The organism is Kitasatospora sp. NPDC005856, from assembly GCF_040629945.1.
In the GTDB taxonomy this organism is placed as follows: Bacteria; Actinomycetota; Actinomycetes; order Streptomycetales; family Streptomycetaceae; genus Kitasatospora.
In genome coordinates this window covers 89,539-106,553 of the sequence record NZ_JBEXWT010000008.1, presented here as the reverse complement: position 1 = coordinate 106,553, position 17,015 = coordinate 89,539, and the positions used below count along the sequence as shown (strand labels likewise).

The window sequence follows — 17,015 nt, the reverse complement described above, 5'->3', positions numbered from 1 at the left end:
GAGCGCAGGAGGCCCGGCTCTCCCGGCGGCACCCCGTTCACGTCCACAGGAGGATTCCGTGACGCACGACCGCCTCGACCTCGTGTCCAAGCTGTACCAGCCGTCCGGCTGGCCCCGCGTCCTACAGGCCGCCTCCGGAGCCGCATCCGGGGCGCCGCTCGTCGTGGACCTCGATCCGACGACCTTCTGCGACCTGGCCTGCCCCGAGTGCATCAGCGGAAAGCTCCTCAACCAGGGCCGCTTCACCCCCGACCGGCTGGCCGCGCTCGCCGAGGAACTCGTCGCCCTGTCCGTCCGGGCCGTGGTGCTGATCGGGGGCGGCGAACCGCTCGCCCACCGGGGCACCCGCCGGGTCCTGCGCATCCTCGGCGAGGCGGGCCTGGCCATCGGAGTCGTCACCAACGGCACCATGATCGACAAGAACCTCGCCGAACTCGCCCGGTACGCCACCTGGGTCCGCGTCTCCATGGACGCCGGCACCCCCGGGACGTACGGCCGCTTCCGCCCCGACCGCAAGGGCCGCAGCGTCTTCGACAAGGTCGTCGCGAACATGCGGCTGCTCGCCGAGGCGAAGAACGGCGCCCTCGGCTACTCCTTCCTCGTCATGACCCGCCGGGAGCCGGACGGCCGGACCGTCAGCAACCACACCGAGGTGCTGCGCGCCGCCGAACTCGCCCACGACATCGGCTGCGACTACTTCGAGACCAAGGCGATGTTCGACGACGAGCACCACGTCGTCCAAGTCTCCCAGGAGATCCTCGACTCGGTCGACCGCCAACTCGCCGAGGCTGCCCGGCTGGAGAGCGACACCTTCCAGCTCGTCAACTCCTCCACCCTCACCTCCCTGCGCCGCCGCACCGGGCCCGTGCAGCCCAAGGAGTACCACCGCTGCCGGGTCGCCGAGCTGCGCACCCTGATCACCCCGTCCGGCGTGTACGTCTGCTCCTACCACCGGGGCAATCCGATGGCCAGGATCGGCGACGCCGTCACCGACAGCCTGACCGACATCTGGCAGGGCTCGGACCGCGGCATCGTCGACCCGAACCGGGACTGCCGCTTCCACTGCGCCCGGCACCGCTCCAACCTGGAACTGGAACGCATAGCGGAAGGAACGGGCGCAGCCCCCCTCGGCGAGGACTACGACCCGTTCCTGTGACCGTTCCCGTCACCGTTCGGTGAGCGTCACACCGCGCTGACGCCGGCCCCGGCCCCGGCCCTCGCCCGGGCACCGCGGCTCCCCGGAGCCGCCCGGGCGGGGATCACCCGCGCCCCGGGGTGGGGGCCGCGCAGCGCGCCGGCCAGGCCCGCCACCACCGCGGGCGCGTCGGCCGCGCGGCACACCCCGACCAGCGAGCCGCCGCCACCGGCTCCGCTGAGTTTGAGCGGCAGACCGACGGCGCTCAGCGCCACCGTCCGCAGCTCCTCCAGGAGCGGGGTCGACATGCCCTGGAAGTCGCGCATCGCCGCGTGCGCCCGGGCCATCGCCTCCCCCAGCGCCTCGTGGTCGCGCCCGCGCAGCGCCGCCCAGGCGGCGGCCGACGCCCGGTCGGCCTCGCCCCGGTACGCCGCGAGGGCGGGATCGCCGGCCGCGAGCTGTGCCCGCACCGTGCGGATGTGGTCGCCGGTGTTCTTCCGGGTGCCCGAATCCACCACGACCACCCGCCAGTCGTCCGGGAACTCCAGCCGCTCCCGGACGACCGGCAGGCCCTGCTCCCGGCCGTCGATCAGCAGCGCGCCGCCCTCGGCGACGGCGAGGTGGTCCATGCCGCCGCCGTTGAACCGGGCGAACTCGAACTCGTAGGCCCACTGGACGATCGAGCGCTCCGGCACCCGCTCGCCGCCAGGTGCCCGCACACCGGACGGCACCCCTGTGCCGGCTTCGGCGAAGGCCCGGAACAGCGCCACGATCAGCGCCGTGGACGAGGACAGTCCGCTCGCGGCGGGCGCCTCGCTGCGCACCCGCACGGCCGGCGGGACGGGGGCCAGCCCGGGGAGCCGGGCGCGCAGGAAGGTCCACACCTCGGCCGGCCAGTCGCCCGCCGCACGCGCCGCGGCCGCGGCCGTCGCCGTCTCCGTCGCCGCTCCCCCGGGCACGACCTCGACCGTGGTCGGCAGGTCCAGGGCGAGGCTGACCGAGCGGCCGGCGCCCAGCCAGTCCAGGTCCTCCCCCGACAGGCACGCCCGGCACGGCACCGCGGCGCGGATCGGATGCTCTTCGCTCATCCTGCCTGGAACCTCCCCTCGGCGACGAACGCCCGGTACATCGACAGCACCACCCGCGTGGGCGGGTGCAGCGGCGCCGGCGGGTCGTCGAGCGGCCGGAACCGCGCCCGGCGCACCTCGTCCGCCCCCGGGGAGAGCTCCCCGGACCAGCGCCGGGCCACGAAGCACAGCGCGAAGCAGTGGGTGACGTCCCCGTTCGGGTACGTCAGGGTGTGCACGGCCGGATCGGACAGCGACCCGAACGCCACCAGGTCCTCCTTCTCCACCCGCAGCCCGGTCTCCTCCGCCACCTCGCGGACGGCGGCGTCGGCGAAGCCCCCGTCCTCCTCGCAGGCGCCCGCCGGCAGCTCCCACACGCCGTTGTCGACGCGCTGCTGGAACAGCCCGCGGCCGTCCTCGTCGAGCAGCAGGACCTGGGCGCCCGGAACCAACAGGCGTCTGCCGCCCACCTTCTGACGCAGTGACCAGATGTACGACCCGACGTAGCCCATGCCCGCACCGCCTCCTCCGCCGCCCGCCCCACGGCGGACGCCCACGGGGCCACAGACTGTCACGCGTTCTCCTCCACCAGCCAGCGCGGCACCGCCTCGGGCGTCGACTCCAGCCACCGCACGTACCGGTCCACGCCCTGCGCCACGTCGATCCGGGCCCGCCAGCGCAGCAGCTCCCGGCTGCGCTCGATGGAGGCGTACCCGCCGAGCGGATCGCCCTCGGGCCGCGGGGTGACGATCCGGCGCGCCCCCGGGAAGTAGGGGGTGAGCAGGTCCGCGACCTCCCGGACGGACGTCGGGCGACCCGTCCCCACGTTCACCGTCCGGCCCGCCATCCCCTCCTCGACCAGCGCGAGCGCCGTCGCCTCGGCCACGTCCTCGACGTGGACCAGGTCGCGCACCTGGACGCCGCCCCCGTTCAGCCGCATCGGACGGCCGAGCCGGGCCTGCAGGGACAGCCAGGGGACCATCCAGGAGTGGCTGCCCGGCTTGGGGATCTGCGGCTCCCCGTAGACGGAGAAGTACCGGACGATCGCGTGCTCGCACCCGGAGGACGACCCGAGCAGCAGCCGGGTCTGGTGCTCGGCCCACAGCTTGCCGTTCGCGTACACCGACAGCGGGAACAGCGGCTGGTCCTCGTGGAACACGTGCGGACCGGGCGAGTCGGCGGGGCCGTCGCCGTACACGGACGCGGAGGAGACCAGCACCAGCCGGCGGATCCGCGCCCGGGCCGCCTCCTCCAGGACGACCTGGGTGCCCTGCACATTGGCCCGGAAGGCGATGTCGGGGTTACGGGTGCAGGCGGCCACGTCGGCGTAGGCGGCGGCGTGGACCACGAAGTCGGCCTCCCGAAGCAGGCCCGCGACCGTGTCGCGGTCGCAGACGTCGCCGACGACGAGCCGGGCCCCGGTCCCCTCCACCGCGAAGACCGCGTGGCCGGACTCGGGGTAGGCGTCCATCCGGTCCAGGACGGCCACCTCGGCACCGACCCGGCCCAGCAGGGCGCTGAGCCGGCTGCCCACCAGCCCCCCGCCCCCCGTCACGACGACGCGGGCGTCGCGCAGTTTCTCCAGCCGGGCCTCGACGCTCTCGCCCCCGTCGGCTCCGGCTTCGTTCGATGGCGCGTGCGATCCAGCGGACATGGAGTGTCCTTTCCGTGGAGACGGCTAACTCGGATGCGCGCTCACACACAGCCACAGGCTTCACACGGAAGGTGGCGTGCCAGGCCAGCATCCGTGGAGCTCCAACCGCTCCGCCAGAGCGAATTCGGCACTCTTGCCAGCCCTCGGCTCGATCCGTACTGTCCGGAACCGGCGGCACCCGCAGTAGCCGACCGTTCCACGGGACCCACCACGCCACCCACGCAACAGCCGAGACAGGAACGCCACATGACGCGCCATCAGCTCAGCGCCGTGGTCATGACCCACCCCAAGCGCCGGCAGGCCGCCGAACGGATGGCCCGGGCGGCGCCCCCGGGCGCGCTGCGCGTCGTCATGGACCCCGACCCGACCGGGACCCCCTCGGTGCTGCGCACCGCGCTCGCCGCCTGGGAGGCGGTCGAGGACGGCGCCACCCATCAACTCGTCGTCCAGGACGACATGCTGTTGTCCGAATCGTTCTTCGAGCGGGTCCGCCTCGCCGTCGACGCGATGCCGGACGCGGCGCTGGCCCTGTTCGCCCTGTGGGACTCCCGCAACGGCGCCGCGGTCCGCTTCGGCGCCCTGGCCGGCGCCCGCTGGACCGGCGCGGTCAACGAGTACTTCCCGTGCGTCGCGATCGTGCTGCCCCGGGCCGTCGCCGAGGGCTTCGTCCGCTACGGCCGCGAGCGCCTCGGCGGCTGGCCCGACGACATCCTGATGCACCGCTACCTGCGCGACAGCGGCGTCCCCCGCTACGTCTCCGTCCCCAACCTCGCCGAACACCAGGACCACGGCTCGATCTCCGGCAACGCCTTCCGGGGGCCCCGCCGCTCGGTCTGCTTCCTGCCCGGCGACCGGCCCGGCGACGAGGGGAGCCGGCTGACCGGGCTCACCGTCCTGCCGTTCTACAAGTACGGCGTCGCACGCTGCGCGGTACGGGTCGCCGGGCCGGGCCCCGAACGGTGGCTGCACATGGACTGCGAGCAGTACCTGCGCGGCCTGGACCTGCCCCGCTCGCTGTTCGCGCCGCCCGGTGCGGAGCCGGACGAGCCGGACGTGCGGGGCACCTGGCTCACCGCCCTCGCCATGGGCCACGAGGCCGCCCGCCTCGGCCTGGACGTCGAGGGCCGCGCACCGGCGGTACGGGCCGAGGTCCACGCCGAGGCGATCGCGACGATCGGGCCGGGCGGCATCAGCAACACCAGCACCGAGGAGCGGATCGCCGAACGCCGCGAGGCCCTGGCCGCCGTGGCACGACGGGCCCTGGTCGCCGGGCGGGAGGCCGCCGACCGCCCGACCCCCCGCCGCCGGCCCCGGCGCCCCGCGGGCTCCGCTGCCGGCCTCGCCGTCCGCGCCGCCGGGCTCACCGTCCGCGCCGGCGCCACACCACTCGGCGAACACCTCACGCGCAGGCTCACCGACCTCACCGGTGACGAGGCACCCGACGCCGTCCTCGACCTCACCGGCCTGCGCGACCGCGCCCCGGCCCGGAGCCTGAGGATCCACCTGCCCGACGACCCGCGGCCGTACACCCTGGCCGTCGGCGAGGTCTACGGCCCCGGCTGCTCCCGGAACACCCCCATCGGCCGCATGGTCTGGGACGCCCTGCGCAGCCGGCCGGTGGTCGTCCAGGGCGGCCCCGACGCCGAACTGCACGCCGTGTACGTGGACGACCTGGCCGACGCCGTCCTCGCGGTGCTGCGCACCCGCCCCACCGCCCACACCCTGACCATCGCCGGCGAAAAGCCCACCACACTCAGCGAGTTGGCGCACGCCGTACACACCGCCGTCCGCCCGGTGCCGGTCCACATCGATCCGGAGGCACCCGAACTCCCCACCCCCCACCCGGACTTCGCGGAAGGCCCCCGCCCGCCCGGATGGACACCGGCCACCGGCCACACGAAGGGACTGCACGCCTTCGCCCAGTGGCTGGCGTACGAGGGGACACTGCTCACCGTCGTCTGACGGGTCACCTCCGCGACCGCACCGCGCGTTCGCCCCGCCGACGACGGGACCCTGCCGGCGTCGGCCGGGCGTGCCGCACCCGGCGTCACCCCAACAGCGCCTCGAACTGGAACTCGGGCGCGGTCAGCGGTTGTTCGGACCAGATGACCTTGCCCCGGGCCGTGTACCTGGTCCCCCACCGCTCGGCCAGCTGCGCCACCAGGAACAGACCCCGACCGCCCTCGTCCGTGGTGGCGGCGTAGCGCAGGTGGGGCGCGGTGCTGCTGCCGTCGGAGACCTCGCAGACCAGGCTGCGGTCCCGCAGCAGGCGCACCCGGATCGGCTCGGCGCCGTAGCGGACGGCGTTGGTGATCAGTTCGCTGAGGATCAGTTCGGCGGTGAAGGTCAGGTCCTCCAGGCCCCAGGCCGTCAGCTGGTCGCTGCACTCCTTGCGGACGCGCGAGACCGCGGCGAAGTCGAACGGCACGTTCCATTCGGCCATCTGGTCCGGCCGGAGCAGCCGGGTGCGCGCGACGAGGAGCGCGATGTCGTCGCTGCGGCGCGGTGGGAGCAGCGCGCCGAACACGGCCCGGCAGGTGTCCTCCGGGGAGCGGTGGGCCTGGGCGCCCGCCAGGGACAGGCGCAGCTCCGCGAGTCCGGTGTCCAGGTCGCGTCGGCGGTTCTCGACCAGCCCGTCGGTGTAGAGCACCAGCGAGGTCCCGGGCGCCAGGCGCATTTCGGCGGTCTCGAAGGGCAGTCCGCCGACCCCGAGCGGCGGGCCGACGGGCAGGTCGGCGTACTCCACGGTGCCGTCGGGACGGACCAGTGCGGGCGGCGGGTGTCCGGCCCCTGCCATGGTGCACCGTCCGGAGGCCGGATCGTAGATCGCGTACAGGCAGGTGGCTCCGGTGACGGGCGCGCTCTCCTCCTCGCCCCCGGCGCCGGTCGCCTCGTCCTGGTCGAGCCGGGTGACCAGTTCGTCGAGGCGGGCGAGCAGTTCGTCCGGAGGGAGGTCGAGGGCGGAGAAGTTGAGCACGGCGGTTCGCAGCCGGCCCATGGTGGCGGCGGCGTGCAGGCCGTGGCCGACGACGTCGCCGACGACCAGGGCCACCCGGAAGCCGGGCAGCGGGATGACGTCGAACCAGTCCCCGCCGACTCCGCGCAGCGCCGGGAGGTAGCGGTAGGCCACGTCCAGGGCGCTCTGCTCGGGCAGGCCCCGGGGCAGCAGGCTGCGCTGCAGGGTCTCGGCCATCCGGTGCTCGCGGGTGTAGCGGCGGGCGTTGTCCACGCACACCGCCGCCCGGGCCACCAGTTCCTCGACGAAGGCGAGGTCCTCCTCGTCGAACGGCGGGGAATCCCCCGCCCGCCAGAAGTTCACCGTGCCCAGGGACAGTCCCCGTGCCCGCAGCGGCGCGGTGATCAGCGAGTGCACGCCGAACGAGAGCACCCGGTCGGCGGCCTCCGGGTCGCGCGCCCGCCAGGCGTGCTCGTGGCGCAGGTCGTCGGTCAGCGCGGCGTGCCCGGTCTTGAGGGCGGTCTCCTCCGGGCTGCCGGGGAGCGGGGTGGTCTCGGTGCCGATGGGCATGAACGGCCAGTCGGCGATGCCGTCGCTGCCGCTGCCGGCGGTCGTACGGTGGGTCCGCGGGCCCTGCTCGACGCCGGGGTCCGAGAGCAGTTCCTCCCCCTGCAGCACCGGGTCGGCCAGCTCGACCGTCGCGAAGTCCGCGAACCGGGGGACCGCCACGTCGGCCAGCTCCTGGGCCGTCCGGGTGACGTCCAGGGTGGTGCCGACCCGCAGCCCCGCGTCGTAGAGCAGTTGCAGCCGGGCGCGGGCCGTCTCGGCCTGCCCGGCCAGTGCCCGCAGCTCGGTGGTGTCCCGGAGGGTCGCGACGCCGCCCGGCCCGCCGCCGAAGGGGGCGGTGGGGCGGTTGTTGACGGCGAGCAGCCGGTCCCCCATCCGGTGCACCTCGTCCGTCGCGGCCCGGCCCGAGGCCAGCAGCTCGGCCAGCCCGGGTTCGAGCCCGAACTCGGTGACCTTGCGCCCCTCCGCGTCGGGCGGCAGGTCGAGCAACCGCCGGGCCTCGTCGTTCGCGAGCACGACCCGTCCGTCCCCGCCGACGATCAGCACGCCCTCGCGGACGGCGTGCAGCACCGCGTCGTGGTGCTCGTACATCCGGGTCATCTCCGCCGGGCCCAGGCCGTGCGTCGTGCGGCGCAGCCGTCGTCGCACCAGCACCGCCCCGACGGTGCCGAGGGCGAGCGCGGCCGCCGCGCCGCCGATCAGGACCGGCAGCTGCCGGCTCACCGCGCTGCCCACGTGGGCGACGCTGATCCCGACGCCGACCGCTCCGGCGACCGAGCCGTCCGGTCGGAGAATCGGCGCACCGGACTCCACGACCTGTCCGATGGGTGTCTCGAAGCTGTCGGTGGTCGGCCCGGTGAGGGAGCGCTCGAACGGGCCGATCACGTGCTTGCCGATCAGCTCGGGGCTCTCGGCCGTGTAGCGGATCCCCTGCGGGCTGGCGAACACGACATAGTCGAATCGGCCCTCCTTCACGACCCTGTCGGCCAGCGGCTGCAGCACTGTGGTCGGGTCGGGGCTGTCCATCGCGCTCAGCACACCGGGATCCTGCGCCAGGGCGACGGCGGCGGCGCGGGTGCGCCCCGCGGCCACGCCCGTGGCGTAGCGGTTGGCCTGCAGGACGAGTGCCGTCAGTGCCGCGCCGACCAGCACCACCACCACGACCAGCAGCCATACGAACACCTGCCCGGCGACACTGTGCACCCGCAGCCGGGAACGCAGTCGGTGCAGGGCCGACCGGTGCTGTCCGGGCTCTGCCGGGGACCCGTTCCCGGCGTCCTGGCCGTCCGCTGCGTCCATCGGCCCGCGTCAGCTCCCGCCACGGTCGGTCATGCGGGTCTCCCATTCGTCCGACGGCTGAGCGGAGTCCCCGGGTCGGTGGCGTCGTCCTCGCCCGGTCGTCACCTCGGCTCTCAGAGTAGTACCGGCCCCCCGGCCCCGCCTGCACGACCGGCCGCGCCTCGACAACCCTGCCCGCACGATCGGCGGCGTTTCGACGGCCGTGCCCCCGCACCGGCCGCGCCTCGACGGCGGGCCGTGACGAAGGGGTCGCGCCGCCCGGCGCACCGTCCCTCCGGGGCGCCGTCCACCGTGGGCGCGGTCCGCCCGCCGATACCGGGCGTCGCCGCCGCGCCGATCGGTGCGCCCGTGCGTGAACCGGGGTGAGGTCCGCTGTCGGAGCCCGCCGAGACTGCTCGCCCGGACGCCGAGGTGGAAGCGGGCCCGTGCGCCGGGCATCGCCTGGAGGCGGGCGCTGCGGCGGTACACCGTCCGTCCGCTGACGCCGAGTTGGCGGGCGATCGACTCCGCGGTCGGGCCGCCGCTGTGACGGGTGGGCGGCCGCCGGGCCCGGTCGTGGTCGCCGCGCGACGGGAGGGTTCGTCCCGCGGCGGCCGCCTCGCGTTGGGTGCCAACTGCGCGACCGGTGTTCGATTGTGACTGATTATGGGGCTTTCAAGGCAGCCATGAACAAGTCCTTGTGTCCGGGGTCTTGACGCCCACGTGAACGGCGGGCTTTCCTGTGACCCGAACGTTCGATTGTGATGGCTTCTGTTTGCACGTGTTGCTTCCCGCTCCCGCGAGCGGGAAGAAGCAGCTCCTCCGACCTGCCATCAGAAGCCGGTCGACCGGCGGCACTTCGCCCAACCGCGCCCCGGCGGCCACGACATCCCCCGTCCCGTCACAGTGGAGCTCCCCCATGCCCCTTGCCGCACCACACAGGCTTCGACGATCCCTGACCGCGATGACGACCGCGCTCACCTTCCTCGCCGGCGGAGGCGCACTCGCCGCCATGGCCGCCGTCGGCCTCGACCTCGCCACGGCTCCCCCGGCGGCCGCGGTGGAGAACACCCTGGCCCGCACCCCGCAGATGGGCTTCAACAACTGGAACTCCACCCACTGCCGGGCCGAGTTCAACGAGTCCATGGTCAAGGGCATCGCGGACCTCTTCGTCTCGCAGGGCCTCAAGGACGCCGGCTACACCTACGTCAACCTGGACGACTGCTGGGCGCTGCCGGTCCGCGACGCCTCCGGCAACCTGGTGCCCGACCCGGTGCGCTTTCCCAACGGCATCAAGGCGGTCGCCGACTACGTCCACTCCAAGGGCCTGAAGTTCGGGCTGTACTCCAGCGCCGGCGTCTCGACCTGCGACGTGCAGGGCTTCCCCGGCGGCCTCGGCCACGAGCAGCAGGACGCGAACCTGTGGGCCTCCTGGGGCGTCGACTACCTCAAGTACGACAACTGCAACAACATGGGTGTGGACGCCCGGCAGCGCTACCAGGCGATGGGCGACGCCCTGAAGGCCACCGGCCGCCCGATCCTGTACAGCATCTGCGAGTGGGGCAGCAACCAGCCCTGGACCTGGGCCGAACCGCTCGGCAACTCCTGGCGCACCACCGGCGACATCTCCGACTCCTGGTCCAGCATGATCGCCATCGCGCACGGCAACCAGGCGCTGGCGCCGTACGCCGGGCCCGGGCACTGGAACGACCCGGACATGCTGGAGGTCGGCAACGGCGGCATGACCGACACCGAGTACCGCACCCACTTCAGCCTCTGGGCGGAGATGTCCGCCCCGCTGCTGATCGGCAGCGACCTGCGCACCGCGAGCCCGGCCACCCTCGCGATCCTGAAGAACACCGACGTCATCGCCGTCGACCAGGACCCGCTCGGCGCCCAGGGAACCGTCATCGCCTCCTCCGGCGGCCTGGTCGTCATGAGCAAGCCGCTGGCCGACGGAAGCCGCGCGATCACCCTCACCAACGAGAGCGCGAACCCGCAGACCATCAGCACCACCGCGGCGGCGGCCGGCATCGGCGGCGCCTCCTCGTACACCGTCAAGGACCTGTGGTCGAAGACGACCACCACCTCCTCCGGTGCGATCAGCGCCTCGGTGCCCTCCCACGGCACCGTGATGTACCGGGTCACCCCGAAGACGCCGACCCCGCTGCCCACCGGCCTCCTGCGGCTCGGCGACCTGGCCTGGACCTCGGCCACCAACGGCTGGGGCCCGGTCGAACGCGACCACAGCAACGGCGAGACGGCCGCCGGCGACGGGCACGCCCTCACGATCGGCGGGACCACCTACGCCAAGGGCCTCGGCGTGCACGCGGGCTCCGATGTCCGGTACCACCTCGGCGGCACCTGCCGGAACCTCACCGTGGACGTCGGTGTCGACGACGAGTCCGGCTCCAACGGCTCGGTGGTCTTCCGGATCTACCGCGACCAGGCCCTGGTCGCCGACAGCGGCGTCCGCCGCGGCACCGACGGACCGCTGCGCCTGAGCGCGGACCTCACCGGCGGCGGCGACCTGCGCCTGCTGGTCACCGACGCCGGCGACGGCAACACCTTCGACCACGCCGACTGGGCGGACCCCCGCATCGCCTGCGGCACCGGCCCCGCCGCCGGCGCCCACGCCCTCAGCGACCTCGCCTGGTCCAGCGCCTCCAACGGCTGGGGCCCGGTCGAGCGCGACCAGAGCAACGGCGAGACGGCCGCCGGTGACGGACTCCCCCTCACCATCGGCGGGACCACCTACGCCAAGGGCCTCGGCGTCCACGCCCCCTCCGCCGTCAGCTACTACCTCGGCGGCACCTGCACCAACCTGAGCACCGACGTGGGCGTCGACGCCGAGTCGGGAATCCGCGGCTCCGTGGTCTTCCAGATCCTCGCCGACGGCGTCAAGGTCGCCGACAGCGGGACCCTGACCGGCGCGAAGGCGGCCGTGCACCTCAGCGCCCCGCTCACCGGCGCCAACGAGCTCACCCTCCAGGTCACCGACGCCGGCGACGGCAACACCTCCGACCACGCCGACTGGGCGACTCCCGTCCTCACCTGCGTCTGAGCCGAGCCGCCACCGGGCACATGCCGGGCCGCCGCCGTTCCCCGAGGGACGGCGGCGGCCCGCCACGTTCGTGCCGCGCGTCGATCGCCCCGAGACAAAAGTTGAGAATTCAACTATAGTCAGGGGCGCCGACCAGGCGATCCAGCCGTACCAGGAGGAACCATGGACCAGTCCGTCACCGACAACGCCGAGAAGTCCCGCTTCGAGATCCAGGAGGACGGCGAACTCGCCGGCTTCGCCGAGTACCACCGCTCCGGCAACGAGATCGCCTTCATCCACACCGAGATCGACCCCCGCTTCGGGGGCCGCGGACTCGGCGGCCGGCTGGCCCGCGCCGCCCTGGACGCGGCACGCGAGCAGCAGCTCGCCGTCCTCCCCTACTGCCCCTTCATCCGCGCCTGGATCACCAAGCACCCCGAGTACGCCGACCTCGTCCCCACCACCCACCGCGCCCGCTTCGGCCTGTGACACCCCCGCACCTCGAAGCCGGACGCGCCGGGCCGCTCCCGCCTCCCCCGGCGCCCACCGGCCGCGGCAAGGGGACGAGGCCCCAGCCCGGGAGCTGGAGCCTCGTCACTGCGAACGCCCGTGCGGTACCGGGACGTTGAGGTCCGCGTACGGTTCCGGTGCTCAGCCGCCGCCGTAGGTGGCCTGGGTGACCGCGAAGACGTTGCGTCCGCCCACGGTCTCCTGCAGCGACCACAGCAGGTCGGGGTTGGTGGCATCCTCCCAGTAGGACAGGCTCTCGCCGCCGCCCACCCAGGCGAAGGTGGAGGGGCCGGTGGTCGGGGTCCAGTAGTAGAGCTTCTTCTGCCCCGAGGAGTTGAACCACCACCGGCCGTTGTGGGACGCCACGCCGTTGAGGTTGTACCAGGGCAGCTGGAGGGCCTCACTGGCGGTCGTCGTCGCGGCGAAGGTCGTCGCCCCGGAGGCGAACGGGAAGCGGACGGCCCGCGGCGCGCGGTTGGGGTAGTCGGTGCAGCCCGACTGGCAGGTGTACTCCGTCATCACGATCGACTTGCTGACCCGGTCCAGGGAGACCGACGACCACACCAGCTTGTCGCTGGAGGTCGTCTGCGCCGTGACCGTGCCGATCTGCGGCAGCACGTAGGCGTAGTTGTGGGCGTAGTAGACGGAGGCGGACTGCCGGCCGATCTGGTCGGCGGTGCCGCCGGTGTCGGTGTTGAGGATCTTGCGCATGTCGAAGACGCGCATGCCCCGCCCGGTGTCGGCGACGTAGAGGTAGTCGCCGTACCAGGAGACGCCGCCGGCGTGGATCGGGACGTCCTTGAAGTCCGGCGCCGTCGCGGTGCCGGTCGGCTCCACCAGGAGGATCTTGCGGTAGGCGTTGGGGTAGGTGGCGTCCCAGTCGACCAGGGTGATCCGGCTGCGCTGCTGGGCGCCGTCGCAGCCGTCCTTGGTGTACCAGCTCACCAGCACGAGCTGGTGGCCGTCGTAGTTGCCGCTGTTCGCGGTCCCGACGGCGTCCCGACTGGTGGTGATGCCCTGCGGGTAGCTCTGGCAGTCGGAGTTGTCGCCGTCGTCGAACCGGAAGCCGGTGGACAGGCCCGCGACGGAGAACGACGAGGGGAGCGCCTGCCGGTCGTGGTTCGCGTTCTCCATCACCGTGTGCACGGCGGAGGTCCCCAGCGTCGTGGTGAGCGCCGAGTTGAGGGTGTCGTACTTGTGGTAGTCCGCCGTGAGGGTGTAGTCGGACGCCGGCAGCGCCGTCGGTGCCGTGGCGGCCGCCGCCGGCGACGCGCCACCGAGCACGCCGGTGACGAGCAGACCGGCGGCGAGGGCCGCCCGCGCCGCGTTTCTGACATGACGGAAGATCAAGGGTGAGCCTCTCCACGTGAATGGATCATCGTGGGCACTCACGCTAGGGGCGCGTTGAGCATGTCCGCAACACCCATGAGGTGGAGGTTCGGCGCCGGTGCCGAGGTCGCCACGGCGCCTGGTCCTTCCCGCCGGAGCAACCGTCCGAAGGCGTCGCGCACGAGCGCTCGCCGTCGAACCGCTTGCCGTCCGCGACGTGCGCGGGCATCCTGACGACTCCCCACAACCACCGTGGAACGGGCTGGACATGACGACTCCATACCTGCACCGGCGCCTGCCCGCACTCGAGGACACCGTGCCGTTCCGCCGCCTCGGGCACGCCCCGACGCCGGTACGGGAACTCACCGGGACCGGCCGGGGCGATCTGTGGTGCAAGGACGAGAGCCGTTACGGATCCGGCGGCTGGGGCGGCAACAAGGTCCGCAAGCTGGAGTGGATGCTGCCCGAGCTGCGCCGGCGCGGCACCCGGACCGTGCTGACCGTCGGCGCGACCGGGACCAACTGGGGGCTGGCGTTGGCACTGTACGGGCGCGAGCTCGGCATCGACACCGCCATCGCGCTGATCGACCAGCCCGAGGACGAGCACGTGCGCGAGCAACTGCGCCGACTGCGGCGCTCCGGCGCGACGCTGCACTTCACCCGCTCCAAGCCGCTGACGATCGCCGCCGCGCCATGGCTCTTCCTGCGCCACGCGCGCGGCCTGCGGCTGCCGTCCTATCTGCCCGCCGGCGGCTCCGCACCGATCGGCGTGCTCGGCTACGTCGAGGCGGGGCTGGAACTCGCGGCCCAGGTGGCCGCCGGCGAACTGCCGGAACCCCGGCGCATCGTCACCGCCGCCGGCTCCGGCGGGACCGCCGCGGGCCTGGCCCTGGGCTGCGCACTGGCCGGATTGCGCTCGGAGGTCCTGGCGGTGGTGGCCAACGACACCCTTCCGCTGGCCACGGCCGATCTGACCCGGCTCGCGGACCGGACCGCCGCCGTCCTGCGCAGGCGCGGCGCCACCGTCGACCTTCCGCCGCTCCGGCTCACCTCGACCCGCGCCCACCTGGGCCGCGGCTACGGCCACCCGACGCCCGGGGCCGCTGCCGCCGCCCGGGTCGCCGAGGCGGCCGGACTGCACCTCGATCCCGTGTACGCCGCCAAGGCGTTCGCCGCGGCGCTGAGCACCGACCCGGACGGCCCGGTGCTGTTCCTGAACACCTACGGACCGAGAGGGTGAGTGTTCGCCCGGTCGCGCAGCGGTCACGGGGCCGCTCCGGCCGGGCCGACGGCCCGCGAGGCTGAGTCAGCGCGGCCGTTCGGATCCCCGTCACGGTGACGGGGATCCGAACGGCCCTCAGTCGGCATGAGGGCCTTGGCGGTGGGCTCTTCCTGGGCGCGAGCCGCGCTGGAGGCTGCGGTGAGCACCCTCGCTCACCGCAGGACGTCCAGGGCGTTGTCGGCGTCGTTGACGAAGTAGACCGCGTCGCGGTCGAGGTTCAGGTCGAGGCCGAAGAGGGCGCCGGCGCCGGGCGGGTTGCCCTCGCCGTTGATCTGCTTGACCGCCACCTGCTGTCCGGACCGGTTGGTCTCGACGATGTTGCCGTCCCCGCCGTTGACCGTCAGGACGTCGCCGCCGGGGGCGATCGCCAGGCCCAGCGGGGCGTTGAGGCCGCCGCCCGAGGTGAGGAGCCGGCCGGTGCCCGCGCTGTCCTTGCGGGTCAGCGCGTCCGGGATGGCGGTGATCCGGCTGAGCACCGAGTCGGCGACGTAGAGGGTGCCGTTGTGGAGCCCGACCCCGGTCGGGCCGACCACCAGGGCCGCCGGGTCCGTGCGCTCGGGGAAGCCCGAGCCGATCACGGTGGTGGCCGTGCGGGCCGGGGGCTGGTCGCCCCTGGCCTCCAGGGTGATGCGCAGGACGGTGCCCTCGTCGACGTTCGCGCCGCCGCCGGCGACCGTGCCGTTGAGCACGTTGGTGACGAACAGCTCGCTGCACTCGCCGATGCTGACGGCGGTCATGTCCCACGGACCGTTGATGCCGTCCCCGGCGATGGTGGAGCGGACCGTCCCGTGCTTGTCGAGCACCAGCAGGCAGCCCGCCTCGGCGGTGGCGGACGTGCCGTCCGAGGTGGGCAGGCTGCCGACCACCACCCAGCCGCCGGGCAGCACGGTCAGCGCCGTGGTGAGGCCGACCCCGCCGGGGCACGGACCGGGCAGGTGGGCCGGGTCGATCGTGGCGAACGTGGTCCTGATCCCGTCCGGGGTGATCTGGACCAACGTGGTCCCGGTGCCCTGGAAGTTCGCCGAGTTGTTGAAGTTGCTGATCAGGACGTTGCCCCGGTGCAGGTCACCGATGCTCTCCCGGATGGTGAAGGTGCCGTACGGGTTCACGTCCCCGTTCTCCGGAACGGTCGACGCGACGGGGGACACGGTGGTCAGCCGGTCGAGGAACGGCCGCGGCTCGGCGGCCCCGGCCGGGGTCGCGGCGGCGGTCAGGCCGACGGTCAGCGCCGCGCTCGCCAGCGCGCTCGAACATGCCCGAAGTCTCATGGGTACTGCCTCCTGGAGGGCGCGGGCCGGGCCCGCGGAAGTGTCGGGATCCCCCCAGAAGGTCACGCTAGGCACCCGGGCCGTCACCCCGCCCGGCGGCGTACGCCATATGCCGGTGCCCGAGCGGCCGGCGCCCGGTACGGCTTCACGTCGTCGCGACGCGCCGATCCGTCCGCGCCCCGCGGGGTGCTCCGCGGCAGCGCTCTCAGGCGCACCACCATGATCACCCGCAGGCGAACACCAAGATCCCTGACAGGGTCGAGCCGACGGCCGGATCAGTCGGTCCGCCCGCCCACGGCCCGCAGGACGAAGGGCAGCAGCCGGTCGGCGGTGGCCCGGGCGGTGGCCGGGTCGACGTCGTCCGGCGGTCGCGGGGTGAGCAGGAAGTGGCTCATCACCGGGCCGAGCGCGACCTCGCCGAGCAGGTCCACGTCCGCAACCGGCGGGATCTCGCCGCGTTCGACGGCCCGCCGTACGACCTCCTCCACCCGCCGGTACACCGGCTGGAGGAAGGCGCCCACCAGCGCCTGCGCGAGGGCGGTGTTGTGGGCGGCCTCGCCGATCAGGGCACGGATCAACCGGCCGCCCTCGCCGGTCATGGTGGCGGCCTTGTCGCGCAGGACCACCCGCAGGTCGCCCTCGAGGCCGCCGGTGTCGGGCTGCTCGTACACCCCCTCGCCGTGCAGCGCGGCGGCGGCGATCACCAGTTCCTCCTTGGACGACCAGCGCCGGTAGAGCGTGGCCGTGGACACCCCGGCCCGGGCCGCCACGGCGGCGGTGGTGAGCCCGCCGTAGCCCTGCTCCGCCAGGACGGCCAGCGTGGCGTCCAGCAGCGCGCGGTCCCGGGCGGCGTCGCGGGGGCGGCCCCGGCGCGCCGCGGACGCGGGGCCTTCAGGGCGGGAGGGAGGCGTGCTGCGCGTCATGCC

The 17,015-nt window shown here is 73.7% G+C and carries 12 protein-coding genes; 5 read left to right on the top strand and 7 right to left on the bottom strand.

Going from position 1 to position 17,015, the window contains the following annotated elements:
- Window positions 1-58 precede the first annotated feature (58 nt).
- Window positions 59-1,156 (top strand): radical SAM protein, encoded by a 1,098-nt coding sequence (locus tag ABZ449_RS07775; RefSeq protein ID WP_360341877.1) that lies wholly within the window; start codon window positions 59-61, stop codon window positions 1,154-1,156.
- Between the two features lie 26 nt (window positions 1,157-1,182).
- Here the strand turns inward: ABZ449_RS07775 and ABZ449_RS07770 are convergent, their stop codons facing one another.
- Genes ABZ449_RS07770 through ABZ449_RS07760 form a run of 3 tightly spaced genes read right to left on the bottom strand, consistent with a single transcriptional unit; the run spans window position 1,183 to window position 3,856 of the window.
- The gene (locus ABZ449_RS07770) at window positions 1,183-2,223 is read right to left on the bottom strand and encodes a galactokinase (protein WP_360341874.1); all 1,041 of its coding nucleotides are present in this window, start codon (window positions 2,221-2,223) and stop codon (window positions 1,183-1,185) included.
- The gene (locus ABZ449_RS07765; protein ID WP_360341871.1) at window positions 2,220-2,714 is read right to left on the bottom strand and encodes an NUDIX domain-containing protein; all 495 of its coding nucleotides are present in this window, start codon (window positions 2,712-2,714) and stop codon (window positions 2,220-2,222) included. Before ABZ449_RS07765 ends, ABZ449_RS07770 begins: the two co-directional genes overlap by 4 nt.
- Before the next feature lie 59 nt (window positions 2,715-2,773).
- Window positions 2,774-3,856 (bottom strand): NAD-dependent epimerase/dehydratase family protein, encoded by a 1,083-nt coding sequence (locus tag ABZ449_RS07760; protein ID WP_360341868.1) that lies wholly within the window; start codon window positions 3,854-3,856, stop codon window positions 2,774-2,776.
- A gap of 246 nt (window positions 3,857-4,102) precedes the next feature.
- On the opposite strand from ABZ449_RS07760, the gene ABZ449_RS07755 reads away from it, so the two are divergent.
- Entirely contained in the window at window positions 4,103-5,818 is a 1,716-nt protein-coding gene (locus tag ABZ449_RS07755) for a hypothetical protein (protein ID WP_360341865.1), read from the top strand.
- Window positions 5,819-5,903: 85 nt separating this feature from the next.
- Here ABZ449_RS07755 and ABZ449_RS07750 read toward each other — a convergent pair whose 3' ends face one another.
- Window positions 5,904-8,678: a SpoIIE family protein phosphatase gene (locus ABZ449_RS07750; protein ID WP_360341862.1), complete on the bottom strand. Its 2,775-nt coding sequence runs from the start codon at window positions 8,676-8,678 to the stop codon at window positions 5,904-5,906.
- A 943-nt stretch (window positions 8,679-9,621) separates the two neighbouring features.
- Between ABZ449_RS07750 and ABZ449_RS07745 the strand changes: the two genes are divergently transcribed.
- Both ABZ449_RS07745 and ABZ449_RS07740 read left to right on the top strand, forming a co-directional pair.
- Window positions 9,622-11,721: an NPCBM/NEW2 domain-containing protein gene (locus ABZ449_RS07745; protein ID WP_360341859.1), complete on the top strand. Its 2,100-nt coding sequence runs from the start codon at window positions 9,622-9,624 to the stop codon at window positions 11,719-11,721.
- A gap of 162 nt (window positions 11,722-11,883) precedes the next feature.
- On the top strand, window positions 11,884-12,189 hold the full coding sequence (locus tag ABZ449_RS07740) for a GNAT family N-acetyltransferase (RefSeq protein ID WP_360341856.1): 306 nt from the start codon (window positions 11,884-11,886) through the stop codon (window positions 12,187-12,189).
- A 162-nt stretch (window positions 12,190-12,351) separates the two neighbouring features.
- On the opposite strand, the gene ABZ449_RS07735 is transcribed toward ABZ449_RS07740, so the two are convergent.
- Window positions 12,352-13,560 carry a hypothetical protein gene (locus ABZ449_RS07735; protein ID WP_360341853.1) on the bottom strand — a complete coding sequence of 403 codons (1,209 nt, stop codon included), beginning with the start codon at window positions 13,558-13,560 and terminating at the stop codon, window positions 12,352-12,354.
- 247 nt (window positions 13,561-13,807) lie between these two features.
- Here ABZ449_RS07735 and ABZ449_RS07730 point away from each other — a divergent pair, with 247 nt between their 5' ends.
- Window positions 13,808-14,779: a pyridoxal-phosphate dependent enzyme gene (locus ABZ449_RS07730; RefSeq protein WP_360341850.1), complete on the top strand. Its 972-nt coding sequence runs from the start codon at window positions 13,808-13,810 to the stop codon at window positions 14,777-14,779.
- A gap of 194 nt (window positions 14,780-14,973) precedes the next feature.
- On the opposite strand, the gene ABZ449_RS07725 is transcribed toward ABZ449_RS07730, so the two are convergent.
- Together ABZ449_RS07725 and ABZ449_RS07720 are read right to left on the bottom strand one after the other, a co-directional pair.
- Window positions 14,974-16,089 (bottom strand): hypothetical protein, encoded by a 1,116-nt coding sequence (locus ABZ449_RS07725; RefSeq protein ID WP_360341847.1) that lies wholly within the window; start codon window positions 16,087-16,089, stop codon window positions 14,974-14,976.
- 275 nt (window positions 16,090-16,364) lie between these two features.
- Window positions 16,365-17,012 (bottom strand): TetR/AcrR family transcriptional regulator, encoded by a 648-nt coding sequence (locus ABZ449_RS07720; RefSeq protein ID WP_360341844.1) that lies wholly within the window; start codon window positions 17,010-17,012, stop codon window positions 16,365-16,367.
- Window positions 17,013-17,015: the final 3 nt, after the last annotated feature.

What these genes read in the sequence shown, in the direction of transcription:
- ABZ449_RS07770 (WP_360341874.1), bottom strand. Translation starts at nt 2,223, where the DNA reads ATGAGCGAAGAGCATCCGATCCGCGCCGCGGTGCCGTGCCGGGCGTGC.
- ABZ449_RS07765 (WP_360341871.1), bottom strand. Translation starts at nt 2,714, where the DNA reads ATGGGCTACGTCGGGTCGTACATCTGGTCACTGCGTCAGAAGGTGGGC.
- ABZ449_RS07760 (WP_360341868.1), bottom strand. Translation starts at nt 3,856, where the DNA reads ATGTCCGCTGGATCGCACGCGCCATCGAACGAAGCCGGAGCCGACGGG.
- ABZ449_RS07755 (WP_360341865.1), top strand. Translation starts at nt 4,103, where the DNA reads ATGACGCGCCATCAGCTCAGCGCCGTGGTCATGACCCACCCCAAGCGC.
- ABZ449_RS07750 (WP_360341862.1), bottom strand. Translation starts at nt 8,678, where the DNA reads ATGGACGCAGCGGACGGCCAGGACGCCGGGAACGGGTCCCCGGCAGAG.
- ABZ449_RS07745 (WP_360341859.1), top strand. Translation starts at nt 9,622, where the DNA reads ATGACGACCGCGCTCACCTTCCTCGCCGGCGGAGGCGCACTCGCCGCC.
- ABZ449_RS07740 (WP_360341856.1), top strand. Translation starts at nt 11,884, where the DNA reads ATGGACCAGTCCGTCACCGACAACGCCGAGAAGTCCCGCTTCGAGATC.
- ABZ449_RS07730 (WP_360341850.1), top strand. Translation starts at nt 13,808, where the DNA reads ATGACGACTCCATACCTGCACCGGCGCCTGCCCGCACTCGAGGACACC.
- ABZ449_RS07725 (WP_360341847.1), bottom strand. Translation starts at nt 16,089, where the DNA reads ATGAGACTTCGGGCATGTTCGAGCGCGCTGGCGAGCGCGGCGCTGACC.
- ABZ449_RS07720 (WP_360341844.1), bottom strand. Translation starts at nt 17,012, where the DNA reads ATGACGCGCAGCACGCCTCCCTCCCGCCCTGAAGGCCCCGCGTCCGCG.